The organism is Spiroplasma alleghenense, assembly GCF_003363775.1.
Taxonomy (GTDB): Bacteria; Bacillota_I; Bacilli_A; order Mycoplasmatales; family Mycoplasmataceae; genus Spiroplasma_B; species Spiroplasma_B alleghenense.
In genome coordinates this window covers 1273734-1292343 of sequence record NZ_CP031376.1, presented here as the reverse complement: position 1 = coordinate 1292343, position 18610 = coordinate 1273734, and the positions used below count along the sequence as shown (strand labels likewise).

Below are 18610 nucleotides of genomic sequence, written 5' to 3'. Positions count from 1 at the left end.
TAGCTGCGGGATTTTCAAACAAAAAATGTTTTACTTCTGTAAAACATTTTTTGTTTGAAATATTTTCGTCATTTTATTTTATCAAGCTTATTAGCTCGGCAATATCTTTGCTTTTAATGTCAGATAAATCTATTTTATATTTAATGTCTGAAATCCTATCACTAAAACCTTCGTCCGAAATTTTTAGAAATGGTAGGCTAGATCCCTCATACCATCTAAAATTTGTCTTACCTAAGTTAATTTTGTGTTTTAGAATTTCTTTGTCTTTTTGTATTTTTTCTTTTAGCTTTAATATTTCAATTTCCAAAAATTCGTTATCAGATTTTATCATATTCAATAAATCTAGTAAGTCTGAGCCGTTATCATCTCTAATTAAGTTAGCTGTTATTAAGACTGTTTTATCTCTTTCGAAGCTTACCTGCTTATGAGAACAAATATATTTTTTGTTATCTCCTATTGCAGACTTCACTTCTAAATATAAGTCGTTTCTTTTTATATAAAAATCAAATGGCATTGAGTCATCATTATGAAAAAAATCAGCAACCATAAAGTTGTTTTTTTCGCATTCAATGATAAAGGCTAGTTCTCCCATAATTCCGAATATTTTTTCGGGGGTTAAGTCAGATCTTATACTTTTGAATAAAAAGTCAATTTTTTTAATAACGCTAAAAATAGTCTTTGAACCTAAACCGAATTCTCTTTCAATCAATTCAAAAATAAATTCAATGTCTGAATCATTAATTTTTCTGTAACTATCCTTAAACATAATTACCTCTCCGTTATTTTTAACACCATTTTTATCTAACCCAATCTCAAAATTTATATTTGCAGAATAATCGAAGTGTTTGTGCTTAATTACGCTTTGGTTAATATTTATTTGCTCCTCTGTAGAATGAAAAATGAAATCTTTTCCGTCAATCATATCTCAATACAAATTAATTTTCCCGTTACTTTTTTTCATTATGTTTTTTTACCTCCTGTAAGCACACAATTATCAAGATCCATAGTTCTTAATTCATTTTCTAATTTTGTTAAGTTTCTTATGACATTATCTTCAGCCATTTCATAAATTTTCCCATTCACAAGAATTCCTTCTTTAAAAGATTCTCAAATTTGATTGTTAATTAATATTTTCATAAACCTGTAAGACTCCTGTCTGTAACCGAATCATCTTGCTCTTTGTAGTAATGTATCTAATTGAATTTTATTTTGAGGTGCATTAATCATTACTTCCACCAATAAATTGGGAAAAGTGAAACCCCTAGAGATCAATCCTCCTCCTATATATATTCTATTTTCATCACCATCAGTTGATTTATCCATAAAATCGGAATTTAAAATTGAAATTGAACTTCTATTAATACTTTTAATAAATAAATCCAACTCTTTTTTAATCAAAGTCTTGTTCCTAATAAAGAAGCCACTTTCCAATTTATTTATTTCGCTTATTTGTTTTTCAAAAAAATTTTCAAAAAACTCTGGATGATAGTCTCGTTTTAATTTTGAAATACCGGATGCAACAATTTTATTTATTTCAATATGAGATTCCTTTTCCAGTGAGATGTTTATTATCAAGTCTGTTCTTTTCCTAATTTTATTATTGATATTAAAACAAGCTGAATTAAAAACGTAATATTTGAGACTTTGATAAATTATTTTCCCTCATTCGTTTTCAGCTCTTCTATCAGTTGACAAAACATCGTACACAAAACTATTTTTTTGAAAAAATTCTAATCCAGTGTAACTTGTTTCTTGATTCAAAGTAATTATTCTATGGGGCTTAAGAATTTCTGAATTTCTAGAAAGAATATTAGCGAAGGGGGTTGCGGTAAATGATACTATTTTTGTAAAATCAGTTCTAGATTTGAGCGCTCCAATCATCTCATAAATCTTAGACATCGGTTTTCCTATATTAACGGAACCAAAATCAGATTCGTCATCAATAATTAATACTTTTTTGTTAGATAAGTCTACATTTTCTAAAATTTTATATATTGACTTTAAGTCTTTTTCTGACTTTAGAATATTAAAAAAAACTAATACCCCTTTTTCCAAATTTTCAACAATACTTATACTTTTTAGATTGTCCTTGTCCAAAAATAGAACCTCACTATTTTTGGATCTTATTTTTTCAAGTCTTTCCTGAGTTTGCTTTAACAGTAAATTTGTCGTTCCTCCCAACAATACCACTATGTCATATTTTTTAGATAACGAGGCAGAAATTAATCCTAAAATGTTATTAGTTTTCCCTGATTGAACATTACCCACCACCAGTAGGTTGTCTACTTCTTGGAGTGCGTGCACTATATTCTGGATATTTCCCAAAATTATATTTTTGTAGGATTCAGACCCACCGGATGAAATATCATCAACAAAATTACTAAAATAAGAATTATCGCCTTGTATAAATGAATAAACTGTTTTATTTTCTATCGCTAAATCGGTTTTCTCTTGAAAAACACTTCTTCAATCAAATTTTATATTAAAATTATTTTCCATTTGTAATAGAAATCCTGTTAGCAATCACGCAAGCTATATCTGTGTAAGTTTTATTTCTAAAAATTTTCATATCTCTAAATCTAGGGGGAAGCTCTTTTTCTTTATTAAACTCATTATTTAGATAGTCAAATATATATTGAGACAGACAAAAGGTTATACATATTTTATGAAAACTAAAAAGAGATGCACTATTTATTTCATCCGTAACAATAGGTTTTCAAAGATCATGATTTAAGTTTAAAATCACAGACAGGTCTAGATCCTCGGAGTTTTCGCTTTCATAAGTAATGAAGTCATCTTCTTTGGGTAAATTATTCATATTTTTTAAATTTATTTTAAAATTAAGGTTTTCCCCCTCAATTTTAACTGTGTATAAAGTTTCCTCCATATCGTCCAAGGACAAACTGCCCAGTCTATTTGTTTCCATAATTAAATTATTTGGATTTGCAGAAGTTTTTACCAAATCTTGAATTTGTTCTTTCTTAGCTGATGAAGAAACCTTACAAAAAATATTTTGCGCGTTAGTGATAGCCATAAGGCAACTGTCTAATTTTGAAGCCATTTTCCTAATGGCTGCGTCAAAATTTGTTTGTGCAATATTACTGTTTCACGATATATTTCTTTTATTTGTATCTAACTGAAGATACTTTTCTTTATCCTTGAACAATGGGTCTAAATCAAACCATCCAAACCATCTACGTTTATGATTTGTTCCTCCTGAAATATCATCTTGGATTAATTTATTGGGGTTATAAGTTTTTGTTTCGTTTGTTTTATCATTAGGTCCACATGCTACGGCCCTTCCTGCTTGATACAAGGAAAATCCATTGTACTTTACATAAGTTTGCTTTACATCTAGTGATCTTGGATCGGCTAAAATACCAATTTGACCTATAATTCTTATTCCGTCAATTATTTCCTCATTAAAATCTCAAATAAGATCTGATTCTTTTATTATCTTGTCATAGAAACTTTTAATCATCTCGTTATTTTCTTTTTTTGAAATATTTTCAATGTCCGATTTAATTTTCTTCAGAAAGTCTGTGGTCTTAGAATTCTTTATAAAAACAGCTTTTTTCTGATTGCTTTCGATTCACCTTGAAATGTTCTCTGCTTTAGGTAAACAGCTCAATACTTTTATGAAGCCAGAGTCTTTTTCGTTATTTTTCCACTTTATTTTTATTTCCGCTCCCATATCAATGTATTGTCCATACTTTCAACCTAGATTTTGAATTAAAACATCGAGCGATCCAGAAAGTCGCCTAGCTCTAAGGAAGGAAATTTTAATTTGTGTTCCATTTATTATATTTTCGTTTTCGTGGTTAAGTATTTTTCCAGCCGTTCTATATATACTATACCTTATAATTTGATCTTCAGATTTTGAAAGCTCCTTTAAGTTAATTTCTGTTTCGTAAGTGACTTTAGACCCTCTCGGAATTGTTTTGATTTCTATTTTTCTCCCCAAGAAAAAAGAAGATTGTTTCAAACCAACTCCGTGAACATTTAATTCAGTAGTTTTAACTGTGTCAACGCTATTTCCTAATATTAAAGCTTTCTCAAGTGTAAATTCATCCATTCCGTTTGAGTTATCAGTGATAGTTAAGTTTGGGTTCCCGCTTATTGTTCTATCAATTATTAGTTCCATTTTAAAACCCTTTATTGATTTTCCAGGATTGATATACGAGTCCAAATAACTTGAGATAGAATTATCTATCAATTCGCAAAGCATTAAGAAATCTGTACTCGGAAATTTCGCATATTGCTCGAAATTTTCGACCCTCATTTTCATTTCCTGATCATTTTTAAGTATTATCTTATCCATTGCTTATATCCTCCTTTGTTTTCCTATTATATTTTTTAGGCTCAACAAGACCTAAACCAGCTTCTATTATTTTTTGAAAGTTAACTTTAAAAAATATTTCCTTTTCCTTCAAGTCAATAATTCCTTTTACAAAATCATGGAAAACGCAAGAGAAGACCGCGTTATTAAATTGCAAGTACTCATTTTTACTCTTTCTATCTATAAATTCCCCGCCCGCTGAAATTGCAAGAAAACTTATTATGATTTCGTCTCTGTTGGGGTCTCTTAATTTTAATAAAAGGTTTCCCTCAATTTGATCAGGACCATTAATAATTTCTTCATCAATCAGAAATACCTCGCCATCTCCATTGAAAATCTCATCGTTAATCTGTGACTCTATTTCATCGTAAAGTTTTATAATCGTTGACTTATTTATTTTAAAACCTCTAAATAGAATTGGCAAATTCATTTTAGACTTATTGTAAAATTTTTTCAACTCCTCGGCTGATTCCCTGTCAATTGTTATTTTTTTCATATTGCTTTTTATTTTTGTAGGCGGCTGATCTTTGATTTTTAGCTGTCTAATTCCATATGCATTTGACTGAGTAAAATTAATTATTAATTTTCCGTTATCATACTTAATCATCTCTAAGCATCTCCTTTATACAACATGCAATTGCCTTTGCCAATTTCGGTGGAACTGCATTGCCTATTTGGACAAGTTGTTTTGTTTTTGAACCCTTAAAAATAAAATCCTCAGGAAAAGACTGTAGAGTTGCTAGCTCTCTTGGGGTAAGAACTCTGTTTTTTTTGTAGTGTATATTCACTCCGCCGTGATTTTCTTTAACAGTGTATGATGGTCTATCTGGATGCAGTTTCTTTCAACCATCACTATAAGAAGAATAGAGGTTTTCACCATATTTTAATTTTTTCATTTTTTCCAAAGTGTTTGATTTATGTGAAGTGAAAATATGGTTATTTTCAACATCTTCAACAATATCCTCAAATTTTTTTAAAGCCTGTTCTACTGTAACTCTATTTTTTTCATCGCAAAGGGGTTCGGGAAATAAATTATCCTTGCCCAATCTATTTGCTATGAAAATTACTCTTTTCCTATTTTGAGGAACGTAGTAGTCGGCTGCATTTAAAACCTTAAAGTTTATCTTATATCCTCTTTCTTCATAAAGGTCTATAATATCATCAACTACAAATTTTCCATCACTTGTTTTCATTGATAAAATACCAAGCACATTTTCCATAACAACAACCTTTGGCTTCACTTGTTCTACTAAATTAAACATATTTTTATATAATGTATTTCTATCGTCATCTACAGATCTTATTCCTGCAAGGCTGAAGCCTTGACATGGAAAACCACCAACAATTACGTCGACTTCGGTTTTTGAATCCTGGATTTGCTTAATAAAAGATTTTATGTATTCGTCATCTGTTATATCAGCCTTTTCAACAGAGTGATCAAGTATTTGATTTCTAATTTTGAAGTTAAAATTATAGGTCTCATTTGCTTCCTCAAAAATTTCAAAATTTTTAATTGGTCTAAAACCTGCCTCTATAAACCCGAGACCAATTCCTCCGGCGCCTGAAAATAGATCTATTATTTTGGGTCTATACATTTTTGAATCGTCTGATTTATTCCTATAAAAATCTAGATTAAATTGATCTTTTATATTGATGTTGAAATCTGCCTGCTTATGTTTTATTTTTTCCATGATAATCTCCTTCTAAATTATTATACATGATAATCATGAATTATAATTTAGAATTATATGATAAATTATAAAAAATTAAATAATTTATTTATTATAAGTATCTTTATTTTTTATATCTCAAATTAAGTTATGAAATTTTAAATATTTAATAAATTCAGGAGATTTAAAATGGCCAATAAGTGTAGAATCGCTATTAATATTCAATGTTGAAATATCATCATAAATATTTTTAGAAATCAAAATGCTTAGTTTTTCTGAATCAAATGAAATTAAAAACCTATCAAACAGTTTATCGTGGTTTGCACACAAAATTAATCCATTATTTAAATCAAATTTTTCCGAATTTTTACACTGGCTATAAGGTTTAATATGACTCGCAACAAGTAATTCATTATTTGTTATTTTGCAGTTTGAAATACAGCAAGATCCAAAAATTTCTATTAATCTTTTTCTTCACCTTGACTGAAGCATTGGATCTCTCGTAACTATTTCGACATTTTTCTCATTAACAAATTCGATTTCATTTATTTTAGAATTATCTAACAATTGATCGAAACTAAAAGCACTTCCATATAAAAACTCCACTGCCTTTTCTATGTCATCTTCAAAAAAAGAATAAAGGCAAATTAGATTTATTTCTTTTCTTCTGATATACTGCCTTGAGTTCTTATCATTTGCAAGTTCGTTTTTAATACCCGACCTTCCTTTTATAGACTTTGGGTCGTAAAATTTTATATTATCTATTTTCGCTGCATAGGACCTTCATCCTCTAATGAAACCTAAATTAGTAGTTTTAATATTTATAAATTTAATTCAGTTTTCTTTTTCAAAAATTTCCGCGTAAGAATTGTTTCTATTGTTTATAAGATAAAATGCAGTTAAGTATTTCATTTCTTCTGTACCGTATTTAGGTCTTTGTTCATTAAAATTAATATTTAAAAACTCTTTATATTTGTTGTAAAAATCTATCTCATCCACAATTTTGAAATCTTCAGTTTTAATTTTATAGGGTAGGTAAAATCAATTTTTGAATACCTCAAAACTAATTAAATTTTTTTTATCAAAAAAAATGTTTTTAAAATTTGCTTTTTTACCAATCACTTCAAATTTAACCAAAACAAATCCTACTAAGTAAAGAACAATATCTATCGTTTTATCCTCATGAATCATTTTAACTCTAATTTTTTCGCTCATACTATTTCTCTGATTATCTATTATATTAATTATACAAATTTATATAAGTAAAATCAATTATACTTTGTTAAGATATATTTAGAAAAAGGTACAACATGAAACTAAAAGAATATTATCAAAACCCAAAAGTAACTATTATTGAAGAAACTCATCAATATATTGATGTAGATAAAAACCAGGTAATAGAAGCACCAAGTGCAACAAGATTAATTGAATATTTTTATCCCTTTAATGCTAATGAAATTGATCCAACCATTTTAGAAGCGGCCATTGATAAAGGAGTTTGTGTTCATGGGCTAATTAGTCAATTTTTAAAAGAAGTTGAAATTGATGAGTGTTGTCATGCCAAGGATGGCAAAGCTGTTCGAACTCATCTAAGCGAATACAACTGAATTAAAAATAAATTAAAATATATTAAAGCTAAAGAAATCTATAGTGAAGTGTCAATTTCCAATTATAAGATGAATGGAACTTTTGACTTACTATATTTGGATGAAAACAATAAATGACATTTAGTTGATTTTAAAACTACTTCGCGATTAAATCGTTTAAAAGAAACCTTACAGTTAAAATTATATGAATTACTAATCTTAGAACTTTTTGAGGATGTTGACCAAATTGATTACTTTGAAGTTTATAACTCTCGCAATGAAGCGCATTACACAATTACTCAAGAAGAGCTATACTTTGCTCAAAATCAAATTGAAGAGCTAAAATCTAGTGAAGAATTTAGCAATTGTTTTTAACATTAACTATTTAAAAAACCCTAAAAATTTAATATTTTTAGGGTTTTTTCGTATTTTGGAGTATTTCTCATATTAATTGACTTTAACGACCCTTGCTTATATACTATGTTTAGATAAATAAAATTCTAAGGAGAAATAATATGAAAAAATTACTAAGTATTTTAGCGGCAAGTACGTTAATTGTATCAACTCCTTTAAGCGTGGTTGCATGTGGTAAAACTAAGGATGAAGTTGATGGTGAATTTGACTTTGTATACTTACAAAAAGAGTTAAGAAACTCGGTTCAAGAAATTTTTAATGCCAATTTAAAAAAAGATTTTGATGATTACCTTTTTGTTAGTGAATCAAATGGTAATGAAAAAGTTGATTATCCATTTGGAGATAAAGGTATTGAATGATTTATTGAATTTCAAGAAAAATTGGGCGATAAAGAATCTCTTGAATACATTGAGGTTAGAAAGGATATTTCCCAAATTATTCGTTGAGAAAATGTTGAAAGCGAAATATCTCAAAAGATATTGACCAACATAAATTACAAACCAATTTTAGTTGATAATAAAACTCCGCTAAGAGATGGTTATGAAATAAAAGATATGAGCTTTAAAACAAACGGTTCAGATAGTTTTGTTGTCAATATTGAAATTGGGGCCAATTTTTACTACTTAGATGAAACGGGACAAATGGTTAACGACAATCTCAATAACTATAAAACCTCAATTAACATAATGAAGAATTCTGAAGACGAGGTTATTCTAAATGAGACTAAAGATACTTATGTAGATGAAATTAATTCAGTGGAAAATGCCAATAGTTTTTTAATTGAAAGCGACACAGGGCGATTAGAAAAAACCGCCGCCTTAATTGATAACAAAAATGATAGCAATCCGATTTTTAAACAACTAGATTCAATTATCGACTCAATTGATTCAAGCTTAGAAGGGGTTACAATCAATAAAGACTACAAAATTAATACTAATAAAGAAAATATAGTAGATGCTTCACTTTCTGAGCAGCGACCAAAGTATAAAATTGGTGTTTCACAATACGGAAGCACTTATTTTACCAAAGCTTTAGAAGGGAAACCCGGGGCTGAACAAGAATTTATTGACCTATGCAGCATGAATAAGTCTAAAGTTTTAGAAAATACTACCAGAAACAGAATTGAAAACATTGAAGAATTGGCGGCAAAACATGGCGATTTTGCCGAAGTGATTAATTCTTATAACTTAGAATATAATTTAAGATATTCAAGCGCAGGTAAGCTTTTTGAAAGTAGTTTGAAAAGAAATAATTTTAAGTTAAACCCTGAAGAAGACAGAAGTTATATTGCATTATTTAGAGCCTCAATCGAAAATGTTTCATTTACTTATAATGAGTCTGTGTATGAACTTCCCACTGAGCAAATCGTAATAAAACAACGTCCCAAAATTGGAAACTCAAAAGATTTATATGCAAAATTTATTTCTGATGCTTTTTATTTTAATAAACTTTTATTTGGATTTGAAGAAGGTTGATCACTGACTGATAATCCCGACTATAAGTATTATCTTAAAAAACCTGAATCTTGAAAAGATATTGAACCAAGAACAGTGATGTCGGCTCCCGATGCAATGGATGATTTGGTTGCGGCAAATCGCGAAGCGGCTGCTTTCCTAGAACCACTAGATTTGCACGTGGCTGCAGATAATAATTCATATGGAATTAATTATGCAACAGAAGCTAGCTTTAACGAAGATGGAGAATTGTACTTTTGAGATTCTGCAAACAATGTAAAAAATTTAAATTCAATTAAAGTTTCCTTTTACTCTCCTGAATTTATTGAAATACGTCAAGGAAAACTTTTCTTTGGTTTCAATGTAAGAGGTGATGTTTCAACATATACAACTCCTTATGAAACACCGACAAAATGAATACTGAAATAATCTAAAACAACTTTATTTAAAAACATAAATTATTTATTTAATAAAAAAATCTAAACTTTTTATTAAATAAATAATTTTTTCCATTTTATGATTGTTTATAAATATTTTATTTGCTAATATTGTCTTGGAGGAACAAAAAATGTTAACAAATTTATTTAGCAATAGTGTTGGCGAAGCCTTAAAGGCTACCTTAGTATCTTGATCGCTTTGATCTGCAATCATCGCCACAATTTCAGTAATTGGTTTAGGTTTTTTCCTAACCGTTAAAGGTCTTTTAAATAAAGATTGGGAAAAAGCGTTTACTAGATTAGTGATGCTGGTTGGATTACCAGCTTTAGCTTTAAATGGTTTTCTAAATGATGTGACTATTGAGGAATTAAAATCTGAATTATCAGTTATTATGATTGGTTTTATCTTTTATTTGGTCATGACAATGGGGGCGAAGGTATTCTTTTATAAATATGAAAAAGATATTCAAGATACCTTGTCAATGTGTATCGCCTTGGGTTCAACAACTTTCTTTGGTATTCCGTTAATTACAGCGATTTTCCCAAAAGATGGACCAACTACAGCTAACAATTTTAATATCCCTTATCGTATTTTCTTATACTCATTAGGATTTTCAATTATGAGTAAGAAAAATGTAGCAACAACTAATTCTGGTTTCTTAACTCGAAAAGAAATAAAAATTCAGTTACAAAACTTACCCCCAATTGAACAAGTTGAGTTCTTACAAACCCAAAAAGCTTTAAGACAAGAAATTTTATTAACTCAAGCTCCAGAGCGCAAAAAAATTCGTAATCAAAATTTGAAACAAATATTCTTGAATCCAATTTTAATTGCAACTTTTTTAGGATTCTTTATTTGAGCAACTCAATTAATTCCAGGAATTAAAGTAGTTCAGTATGGGGATACCAAAGCCTTTTCACCATTAAGAATCGACTTATTATTTCCCCCAATTAAATCAATCCTTTCAACTCTGGCAGCCATTTGTACACCATTGGCTTGAATTTCTATTGGGATGACAATTGCTAAAGGAAATGTCAAAAAAGCTATGAAGTCAAAAGTGGTTTGATATGCTACTGGAATCAGAGTTTTCTTAGTACCAATTGTGGCATTAGTATTTGTGACCCTATTTGCTTGAATTGGAACTGCCTCTGGGGCATGACAAATTACTTCAATTCAATTAACTGTTATCTTAATAATGGCAGCAACCCCACCAGCTAATGTGGTGGTTGCTTATGCAATTAATTATGACAAACAACCCGAATTAGCAAGTAATGTCACAACCCTATCAACTCTAGCTGCTATTATCACTATGCCAATTTGAGTAGTTGTGGGAACTGCCATTGGATCAACAACACTATTTGCTAGTTAAAAAATTAAAGGAGAATAATTAAATGAAAATGATATGTTATGGGGTTAGAGAAACTGAAAAGCAATTTTTTATTGATTTAAATAAAAAATTTGGCTACGACTTAATTTTAGAACCCAAATTATTAACCCACGAAAATATTACAACAGTTAATGGCTGTGAAGCTGTAATGTTACGTGCCAATTGTGTAGCGGATAAACAAAACTTAATAAAAATGAAGGAAGCTGGGGTTAAATATGTTCTAACTCGCACTGTTGGGGTTAATCATATTGATGTGCCCGCTTGTCGTGAGCTAGGATTAAAAACTGGCTATGTACCATTTTATTCACCCAATGCGGTTAGTGAACTGGCCTTAGCGCTTGGAATGGGTTTAATGCGTAATACCTTTTATATGGTCAATAAAACTGGGGTAAATAAAGATTTCACTGTGGACTCATTTATGTTTGCCCAAGAAATTCGCAACTCAACTATTGGAATAATTGGAACAGGTAGAATTGGTTTAGAAACTGCCAAAGGATGACATGGCATGGGAGCCAAAGTAATTGGTTATGATTTATATGAAAATAAAGGAGCTAAGGGAATCATTGAATATAAAAAACTGGATGAATTAATTAAAACCAGTGATTTAATATCAATTCACTGTCCTTATATTGCTGGGGAAAATGAACATATGATTAATAAGGATTTTATTTCTAAAATGAAACCTAACTCATTTATTGTAAATGCTTCACGAGGAGAACTACTAGACCCTGTTGCTTTATATGAAGCAATTAAATCTAATCATATTAAAGGGGCTGCCTTGGATGTTGTGGAAAAAGAACCACAAATATTCTTCAAAACTTTTGGTAATGATAAACTACCAATTGAAGCTTATGAAAAGCTACACCAATTTTACCCAAGGGTGGTAATAACTCCTCATATTGGTAGTTTTACTGATGAGGCAGTTAAAAATATGGTTGAAACCACTTATCTTAATTTACAAGAATACCTAAAGACTGGGCAATGTAAAAATGAAATAAAATAAGTTTAAAAACAACTAATAAAAAGTAATTAAAATAAATTTAAATATAAAAATCAACCTTTAGCGGTGCAGATAACTGCTTTCAAAAAGGTTGATTTTTTATATACACATATATATACTAGGTATAGATAAATAAAATTATAAGGAGAAACAAATATGAAGAAGTTATTAACCATTTTGGGGGCTACCAGTTTGGTGGTTTCAGCCCCCATTAGCGTGGTGGCTTGTAAGAAAAAAGTTGATCCAAATACTGATGAAGAATTTGATTACCAATATTTGCAAAAAGAATTAAAAGCCACAGTTCAAGGAATTTTTGATTCTAGTTTGAAAAGTGATTTTGATGATTACTTTTTTGTTTCATTTGAAAAGGGCGGAGATAATGGGGTTGATTATCCTTTTGGCAAGCGAAATAAAGAATGGATCAAAAATAATAAAAAAAATATTGAAAATATGGAATCAACTCAATCTCAAGAAATGCAAAACTATATTAAGGATTTAATTCACTGAAATAAAGTAGAATCTGAAATAATAAAGAACGTTCTTTCTAATGTAAACTATAAACCGATTTTAGTTGATGGAAAAACCCCTTTAAAGGATGGCTATTTTATTGATAGTATAAAAATTGAAGAAAAAGACGAGGATGGACCTTTATCTGTTTATATTGCTATCGGGGCTAGCTTTTATTTTTTAAATTCAAATCATGAAATAGAAGTAGAGAATCTGAATTTATTCAAGACCTCAATTACGATTTTAGGCAAAGAAATTGAAGCACAGGATTTAAATGAGGTAAAAAACATTTATAAAGATACTCTGAACTCGGTTGAAAATGCCAATAGTTTTGAAATTAAAAGTGACAAAGGTGATTTATTCAGTACCGCTGAGGCAATAAATCAAAAAACAGAGAGTAATTTAGTATTTCAAAATTTGCAAAATATTTTAAATAATGTGCAATGAAACGAAGAACCAATTGATTTTAACAACGATTGAAAAATTAACACCAATACCAATAATATTATTAATGCCTCAATAAGTTACCCAAACAATTACGTGTATTGGGACCCCAGCGCATATAACCCTGAACCTGAAGCTGTAAAAACTCTACAATCAGCACTAAAAGGGGACAAGCAAGCTGAAAAGTATTTTATTGAAGAGCTCAGCTCAAATGATTCAAGGTGAATGAAGAGTCGAATTAATGATTACATAAAAAACATAAAAGAACTTGAAACTGAATTTAATGATTTTTCAGAATCGCTTAACTCTTTTAACTTAGAGTATATGTTGTCTATAAACTCTGAATTTCAGGCGAGTTTAAAAAACTCAAATTTTAAGTTAGAACCCATAAAGCAAAGAAACTATATTGCCCTTTTTAGATCAACTATTGATGATATTAGTTTTAAATATAATGGCTTCAACTATGAATTACCAAAAGAGCAAATTGTTATAAAACAACTTCCTGAATGTGAAAACACTAAAGTTTTATACAAGAAATTTATCACTGATTCTTATAATTTTCAAAAAGAGTTCTTTGGTTTCAACGATAAAGAATTACAAGAAGATAATGCTGATTGAAAATTCTACCTTAACAAACCAGAAGAGATGAAAGATATTAAACCCATGACATTGATGGATTATGAAGATTCTTTTGATTTGCTTCTTAAAGCCAATCAAAAGGCTGCTGATTGATTAGAACCTCTTGGATTAACAACAAGAGTAAATCAGTCTGCGTCAGATAGTAACATTAGTTTTAAAAAAATGACATTTAATCAGGAGGATGAAATATATTTCTGTGATAATATGTCGGATAAAGGCCGTTGGTTAACTTTAAAAACATGGTTTTTTTCGTTCGAAGCTTCAAGGACTGGCGTTTACAAAACATATTTTCAAATTGGGTGAAGAGACGGTCACAGAATTGATATGACAGGTGAGTCTAAGTCTAATTCTGGGTGATGATTCAAATAGCAATAAACAATAGTAATATAAATTTAATCCATGATTTCGCATCAAAATTAAATATTTTATTCTAAAAATTTGCCAACAGAAATTTGTTTGCTAAACCAATCCTCACTAATTTTAGATTTTATCAAAAAGCACTTTTGGTGCTTTTTTATTTTTACAAGATTTCGATAACACCTTCCTAATTGACTTTATATATATATATATATATACTAGGTATAGATATATAAAATTATAAGGAGAAACAAATATGAAGAAATTATTGACTATTTTAGCAGCGACAAGTATGGTGGTTTCAGCTCCATTAAGTGTTATTGCCTGTAAAAAGAAGGTGAATCCCAATATTGGCGAGGAATTTGATTACCAATCTTTACAAAAAGAATTAAAAACCACAGTTCAAGAAATCTTCAATTCTAGTTTAAAAAGCGATTTTGATGATTACTTTTTTGTTTCATTCAAAAGTGGTGGAGATAACGGGGTTGATTATCCTTTTGGTGATCGAGATGAGGAATGAATCAAAAATAATAAGGAAAATATTGAAAATATGGAATCACCTGAATCCCAAGAAATGCAAAATTATATTAAGGATTTAATTCACTGAAATATAGTAGAATCTGAAATAACAAATAACGTTCTTTCCAATGTTAACTATAAACCAATTTTAGTTGATGGGAAAACTCCTTTAAAGGAAGGTTATTTTATTGATAGTATAAAAATTGAAGAAAAAGAGGAGAAAGGACCTTTATCTGTTTATATTGCTATTGGAGCTAACTTTTATTTTTTAAATTCAAATCAAGAAATAGAGGTAGAAAATCTTAATTTATTCAAGACCTCAATTACAATTTTAAGCAGTAAACTAGAAGCTCAGGATTTAAATGAGATAAAAAATATTTATAAAGATACTCTGAACTCGGTTGAAAATGCCAATAGTTTTGAAATTAAAAGTGACAAAGGTGATTTATTCAGTACCGCTGAGGCAATAAACCAAAAAACAGAAAGTAATTTAGTATTTCAAAATTTGCAAAGTATTTTAAATAATGCGCAATGAAACGAAGAACCAATTGATTTTAACAACGATTGAAAAATTAACACCAATACCAATAATATCATTGATGCCTCAATAACATACCCAAAAAATTACGTGTATTGGGACCCCAGCGCAGATAACCCTGAACCTGAAGCTATAAAAACTCTACAATCAGCACTAAAAGGTGACAAGCAAGCTGAAAAGGATTTTATTGAAGAACTCAGCTCAAATGATTCAAGGTGAATGAAGAGTCGAATTAATGATTACATAAAAAACATAAAAGAACTTGAATCCGAATTTGATGATTTTTCAGAATCATTAAACTCTTTTAACTTGGAGTATATGTTGTTAATAAATTATGCATTTCAAGGAAGTTTAAAAAACTCAAATTTTAAGTTAGAACCCAGAAAGCAAAGAAACTATATCGCTCTTTTTAGATCAACAATTGATGATATTAGTTTTAAATATAATGGATTTAACTATGAATTACCAAAAGAACAAATTGTTATAAAACAACTTCCTGAATGTGAAAACACTAAAGTTTTATACAAGAAATTTATCACTGATTCTTATAATTTTCAAAAAGAGTTTTTTGGTTTCAATGATACAAAATTACAAGAAGATAATACAGATTGAAAATTCTACCTTAACAAACCAGAAGAAATGAAAGACATTGAGCCTATGACATTGATGGATTATGAAGATTCTTTTGATTTGCTTCTTAAAGCCAATCAAAAGGCTGCTGATTGATTAGAACCTCTTGGTCTAACTACAAGAGTAAATAGGTCTGCGGTGTATCATAACGTTGGTTTTGAAAAAATGACATTTAATCAGGAGGATGAAATATATTTCTGTGATAATATGTCGGATAAAGGCCGTTGGTTAACTTTAAAAACATGGTTTTTTTCGTTCGAAGCTTCAAATAATAGTGTTTCTAAAACATGTTTCCAAATTGGATGAAGAGACGGTCACACAATGGATATGACAGGTGAGTCAAAGTCTAATTCTGGGTGATGATTCAAATAGCTTTAAAAACAATGATATAAATTTAATCCATGATTTCGCATCAAAATTAAATATTTTATTCTAAAAATTTGCCAACAGAAATTTGTTTGCTAAACCAATCCTCACTAATTTTAGATTTTATCAAAAAGCACTTTTGGTGCTTTTTTATTTTTACAAGATTTCAATAACACCCCCCTAATTGACTTTATATATATATATATATATACTAGGTATAGATAAATAAAATTATAAGGAGAAACAAATATGAAGAAGTTATTAAGTATATTAGGGGCGACAAGTATGGTGGTTTCAGCACCCCTTAGTGTGGTGGCCTGTAAAAAGAAGGTGAATCCCGATATTGGCGAGGAATTTGATTACCAATCTTTGCAAAAAGAATTAAAAGACACAGTTCAAGGAATTTTTGATTCTATTTTGAAAAGTGATTTTGATGATTACTTTTTTGTTTCTTTTGAAAAAGGTGGAGACAATGGGGTTAAGTATCCATTTGGTGAGCGCGATGAGGAATGAATCAAAAATAATAAGGAAAATATTGAAAATATGGAATCAAAAGAATCTGAAGAAATGCAAAACTATATTAAGGATTTAATTCACTGAAATATAGTAGAATCTGAAATAACAAATAACGTTCTTTCCAATGTTAACTATAAACCAATTTTAGTTGATGGGAAAACTCCTTTGAAAGATGGTTATTTTATTGATAGTTTAAAAATTGAGGAAAAAGAGGAGAATGGACCATTATCGGTTTACATTAGTATTGGAGCTAGCTTTTATTTTTTAAATTCAAATCAGGAAATAGAAGTAGAGAATCTTAATTTATTCAAGACCTCAATTACGATTTTAGCCGACGAAGAAGAAGCTTTCGACTTAAACGAAGTAAAAAATATTTATAAAGATACTCTGAACTCGGTTGAAAATGCCAATAGTTTTGAAATTAAAAGCGACAAAGGTGATTTGTTCGGTACCGCTGAGGCAATAAATCAAAAAACAGAAGGTAATTTAGTATTTCAAAATTTGCAAAATATTTTAAATAATGTGCAATGAGCCGGAAAGGCTATTAATTTTAATAATGACTGAAAAATAAACACTGACACTAATAACATAATTGACTCATCAGTTAATCCACCAACTAATAATTTGTATTGAGACCGTGATGGGATAGGAAAGCCTGAAGGTTTAAAAACTTTAAAGTTAGCACTGAAAGGAGATAAGCAAGCTGAGGAAGATTTTATTGAAGAACTTAGCTCAAATGATTCAGAGTGGATGAGCACCGGGGTGTCTAAATACATAAAAAATATAAAAGAACTTGAAGTTGAATTTGATGATTTTTCAGAATCATTAAACTCTTTTAACTTAGAATACAATTTGAAAGAAAACTATACATTTAATTCTAGTTTAAAAAAATCGAATTTTAAGTTAGAGCCTAGAAATCAGAGAAATTATCTTGCTCTTTTTAGATCAACAATTGATGATATAGGTTTTTGATATAATGAAACCTTCTATGAATTACCAAAAGAGCAAATTGTTATAAAACAACTTCCTGAATGTGAAAACACTAAAGTTTTATACAAGAAATTTATCACTGATTCTTATAATTTTCAAAAAGAGTTTTTTGGTTTCAACGATACAGAATTACAAGAAGATAATACAGATTGAAAATTCTACCTTAACAAACCAGAAGAAATGAAAGATATTGAACCCATGACATTGATGGATTATGAAGAATCTTTTGATTTGCTTCTTAAAGCCAATCAAAAGGCTGCTGATTGATTAGAACCTCTTGGATTAACTACAGGAGTAAATTATTCTGCAGCGTCAGGTAACGATTATTTTTCAAAAATGACATTCAGTCAGAATGATGAAATATATTTCTGCTATAGTATGTCAAGTAATAACTATTATTTAACTTTAAAAACTTGATTTTTTTCGTTCAACACTTCAAAAACCCAAATTTACAAAACATATTTTGAATTTGGAGCAAGAACCGACCATAGAATTGATATGACAGGTTATTCAAAATCTAATTCTGGGTGATGATTCAAATAGCTTTAAATAATAGAGATATAAATTAAATCCATGATGTCACATCGAAATTTAATATTTTATGCATTATTAAATTAATGTATTAAGATAGTTAAATTCGCGTGACATTTTTAAATTATAATAAAATTTATATTGCTTTTATCTTTAGCTTAGATTTTCATCAATTCTGAGCTCATAAAAATAAGATTCCTTTTTATCTATTACTACAAAAATTCGAAGTTAAAAATGTAAATTAACTCTTTCTTTTAATTCCTTTGCCTTTATTCATTGATTAAT

General features: G+C 29.1%; 13 protein-coding genes. 7 read left to right on the top strand and 6 right to left on the bottom strand.

Going from position 1 to position 18610, the window contains the following annotated elements:
- Nucleotides 1-73: 73 nt before the first annotated feature.
- The 6 genes from SALLE_RS05700 to SALLE_RS05675 all read right to left on the bottom strand — a co-directional run bounded on the left by SALLE_RS05700 (nucleotide 74) and on the right by SALLE_RS05675 (nucleotide 7224).
- Entirely contained in the window at nucleotides 74-961 is an 888-nt protein-coding gene (locus tag SALLE_RS05700; protein WP_115558662.1) for a PD-(D/E)XK motif protein, read from the bottom strand.
- Nucleotides 961-2499, bottom strand: a complete 1539-nt coding sequence (locus SALLE_RS05695; protein WP_115558661.1) for a Z1 domain-containing protein — start codon at nucleotides 2497-2499, stop codon at nucleotides 961-963. The genes SALLE_RS05700 and SALLE_RS05695 overlap by 1 nt, the downstream gene beginning before the upstream one ends.
- Nucleotides 2489-4321, bottom strand: a complete 1833-nt coding sequence (locus tag SALLE_RS05690) for an ATP-binding protein (RefSeq protein WP_115558660.1) — start codon at nucleotides 4319-4321, stop codon at nucleotides 2489-2491. Before SALLE_RS05690 ends, SALLE_RS05695 begins: the two co-directional genes overlap by 11 nt.
- Nucleotides 4314-4946, bottom strand: a complete 633-nt coding sequence (locus SALLE_RS05685) for a hypothetical protein (protein ID WP_115558659.1) — start codon at nucleotides 4944-4946, stop codon at nucleotides 4314-4316. Before SALLE_RS05685 ends, SALLE_RS05690 begins: the two co-directional genes overlap by 8 nt.
- On the bottom strand, nucleotides 4939-6030 hold the full coding sequence (locus SALLE_RS05680) for a DNA cytosine methyltransferase (protein ID WP_115558658.1): 1092 nt from the start codon (nucleotides 6028-6030) through the stop codon (nucleotides 4939-4941). The genes SALLE_RS05685 and SALLE_RS05680 overlap by 8 nt, the downstream gene beginning before the upstream one ends.
- A gap of 84 nt (nucleotides 6031-6114) precedes the next feature.
- Nucleotides 6115-7224, bottom strand: coding sequence for an HNH endonuclease (locus SALLE_RS05675; protein ID WP_115558657.1), 1110 nt, complete (start codon nucleotides 7222-7224; stop codon nucleotides 6115-6117).
- Nucleotides 7225-7319: 95 nt separating this feature from the next.
- Here SALLE_RS05675 and SALLE_RS05670 point away from each other — a divergent pair, with 95 nt between their 5' ends.
- The 7 genes from SALLE_RS05670 (at nucleotide 7320) to SALLE_RS05640 (ending at nucleotide 18337) form a co-directional block, all read left to right on the top strand.
- On the top strand, nucleotides 7320-7970 hold the full coding sequence (locus SALLE_RS05670; RefSeq protein WP_115558656.1) for a PD-(D/E)XK nuclease family protein: 651 nt from the start codon (nucleotides 7320-7322) through the stop codon (nucleotides 7968-7970).
- A 140-nt stretch (nucleotides 7971-8110) separates the two neighbouring features.
- Entirely contained in the window at nucleotides 8111-9892 is a 1782-nt protein-coding gene (locus tag SALLE_RS05665) for a lipoprotein (RefSeq protein WP_115558655.1), read from the top strand.
- Nucleotides 9893-10031: 139 nt separating this feature from the next.
- Nucleotides 10032-11270: an AEC family transporter gene (locus SALLE_RS05660; protein WP_115558654.1), complete on the top strand. Its 1239-nt coding sequence runs from the start codon at nucleotides 10032-10034 to the stop codon at nucleotides 11268-11270.
- Nucleotides 11271-11292: 22 nt separating this feature from the next.
- Nucleotides 11293-12291: an NAD(P)-dependent oxidoreductase gene (locus tag SALLE_RS05655; protein ID WP_115558653.1), complete on the top strand. Its 999-nt coding sequence runs from the start codon at nucleotides 11293-11295 to the stop codon at nucleotides 12289-12291.
- Nucleotides 12292-12444: 153 nt separating this feature from the next.
- Nucleotides 12445-14247 carry a lipoprotein gene (locus SALLE_RS05650; protein WP_115558652.1) on the top strand — a complete coding sequence of 601 codons (1803 nt, stop codon included), beginning with the start codon at nucleotides 12445-12447 and terminating at the stop codon, nucleotides 14245-14247.
- A 244-nt stretch (nucleotides 14248-14491) separates the two neighbouring features.
- Nucleotides 14492-16294 carry a lipoprotein gene (locus SALLE_RS05645; protein WP_115558651.1) on the top strand — a complete coding sequence of 601 codons (1803 nt, stop codon included), beginning with the start codon at nucleotides 14492-14494 and terminating at the stop codon, nucleotides 16292-16294.
- A gap of 243 nt (nucleotides 16295-16537) precedes the next feature.
- Nucleotides 16538-18337: a lipoprotein gene (locus tag SALLE_RS05640; protein WP_115558650.1), complete on the top strand. Its 1800-nt coding sequence runs from the start codon at nucleotides 16538-16540 to the stop codon at nucleotides 18335-18337.
- Nucleotides 18338-18610 lie beyond the last annotated feature (273 nt).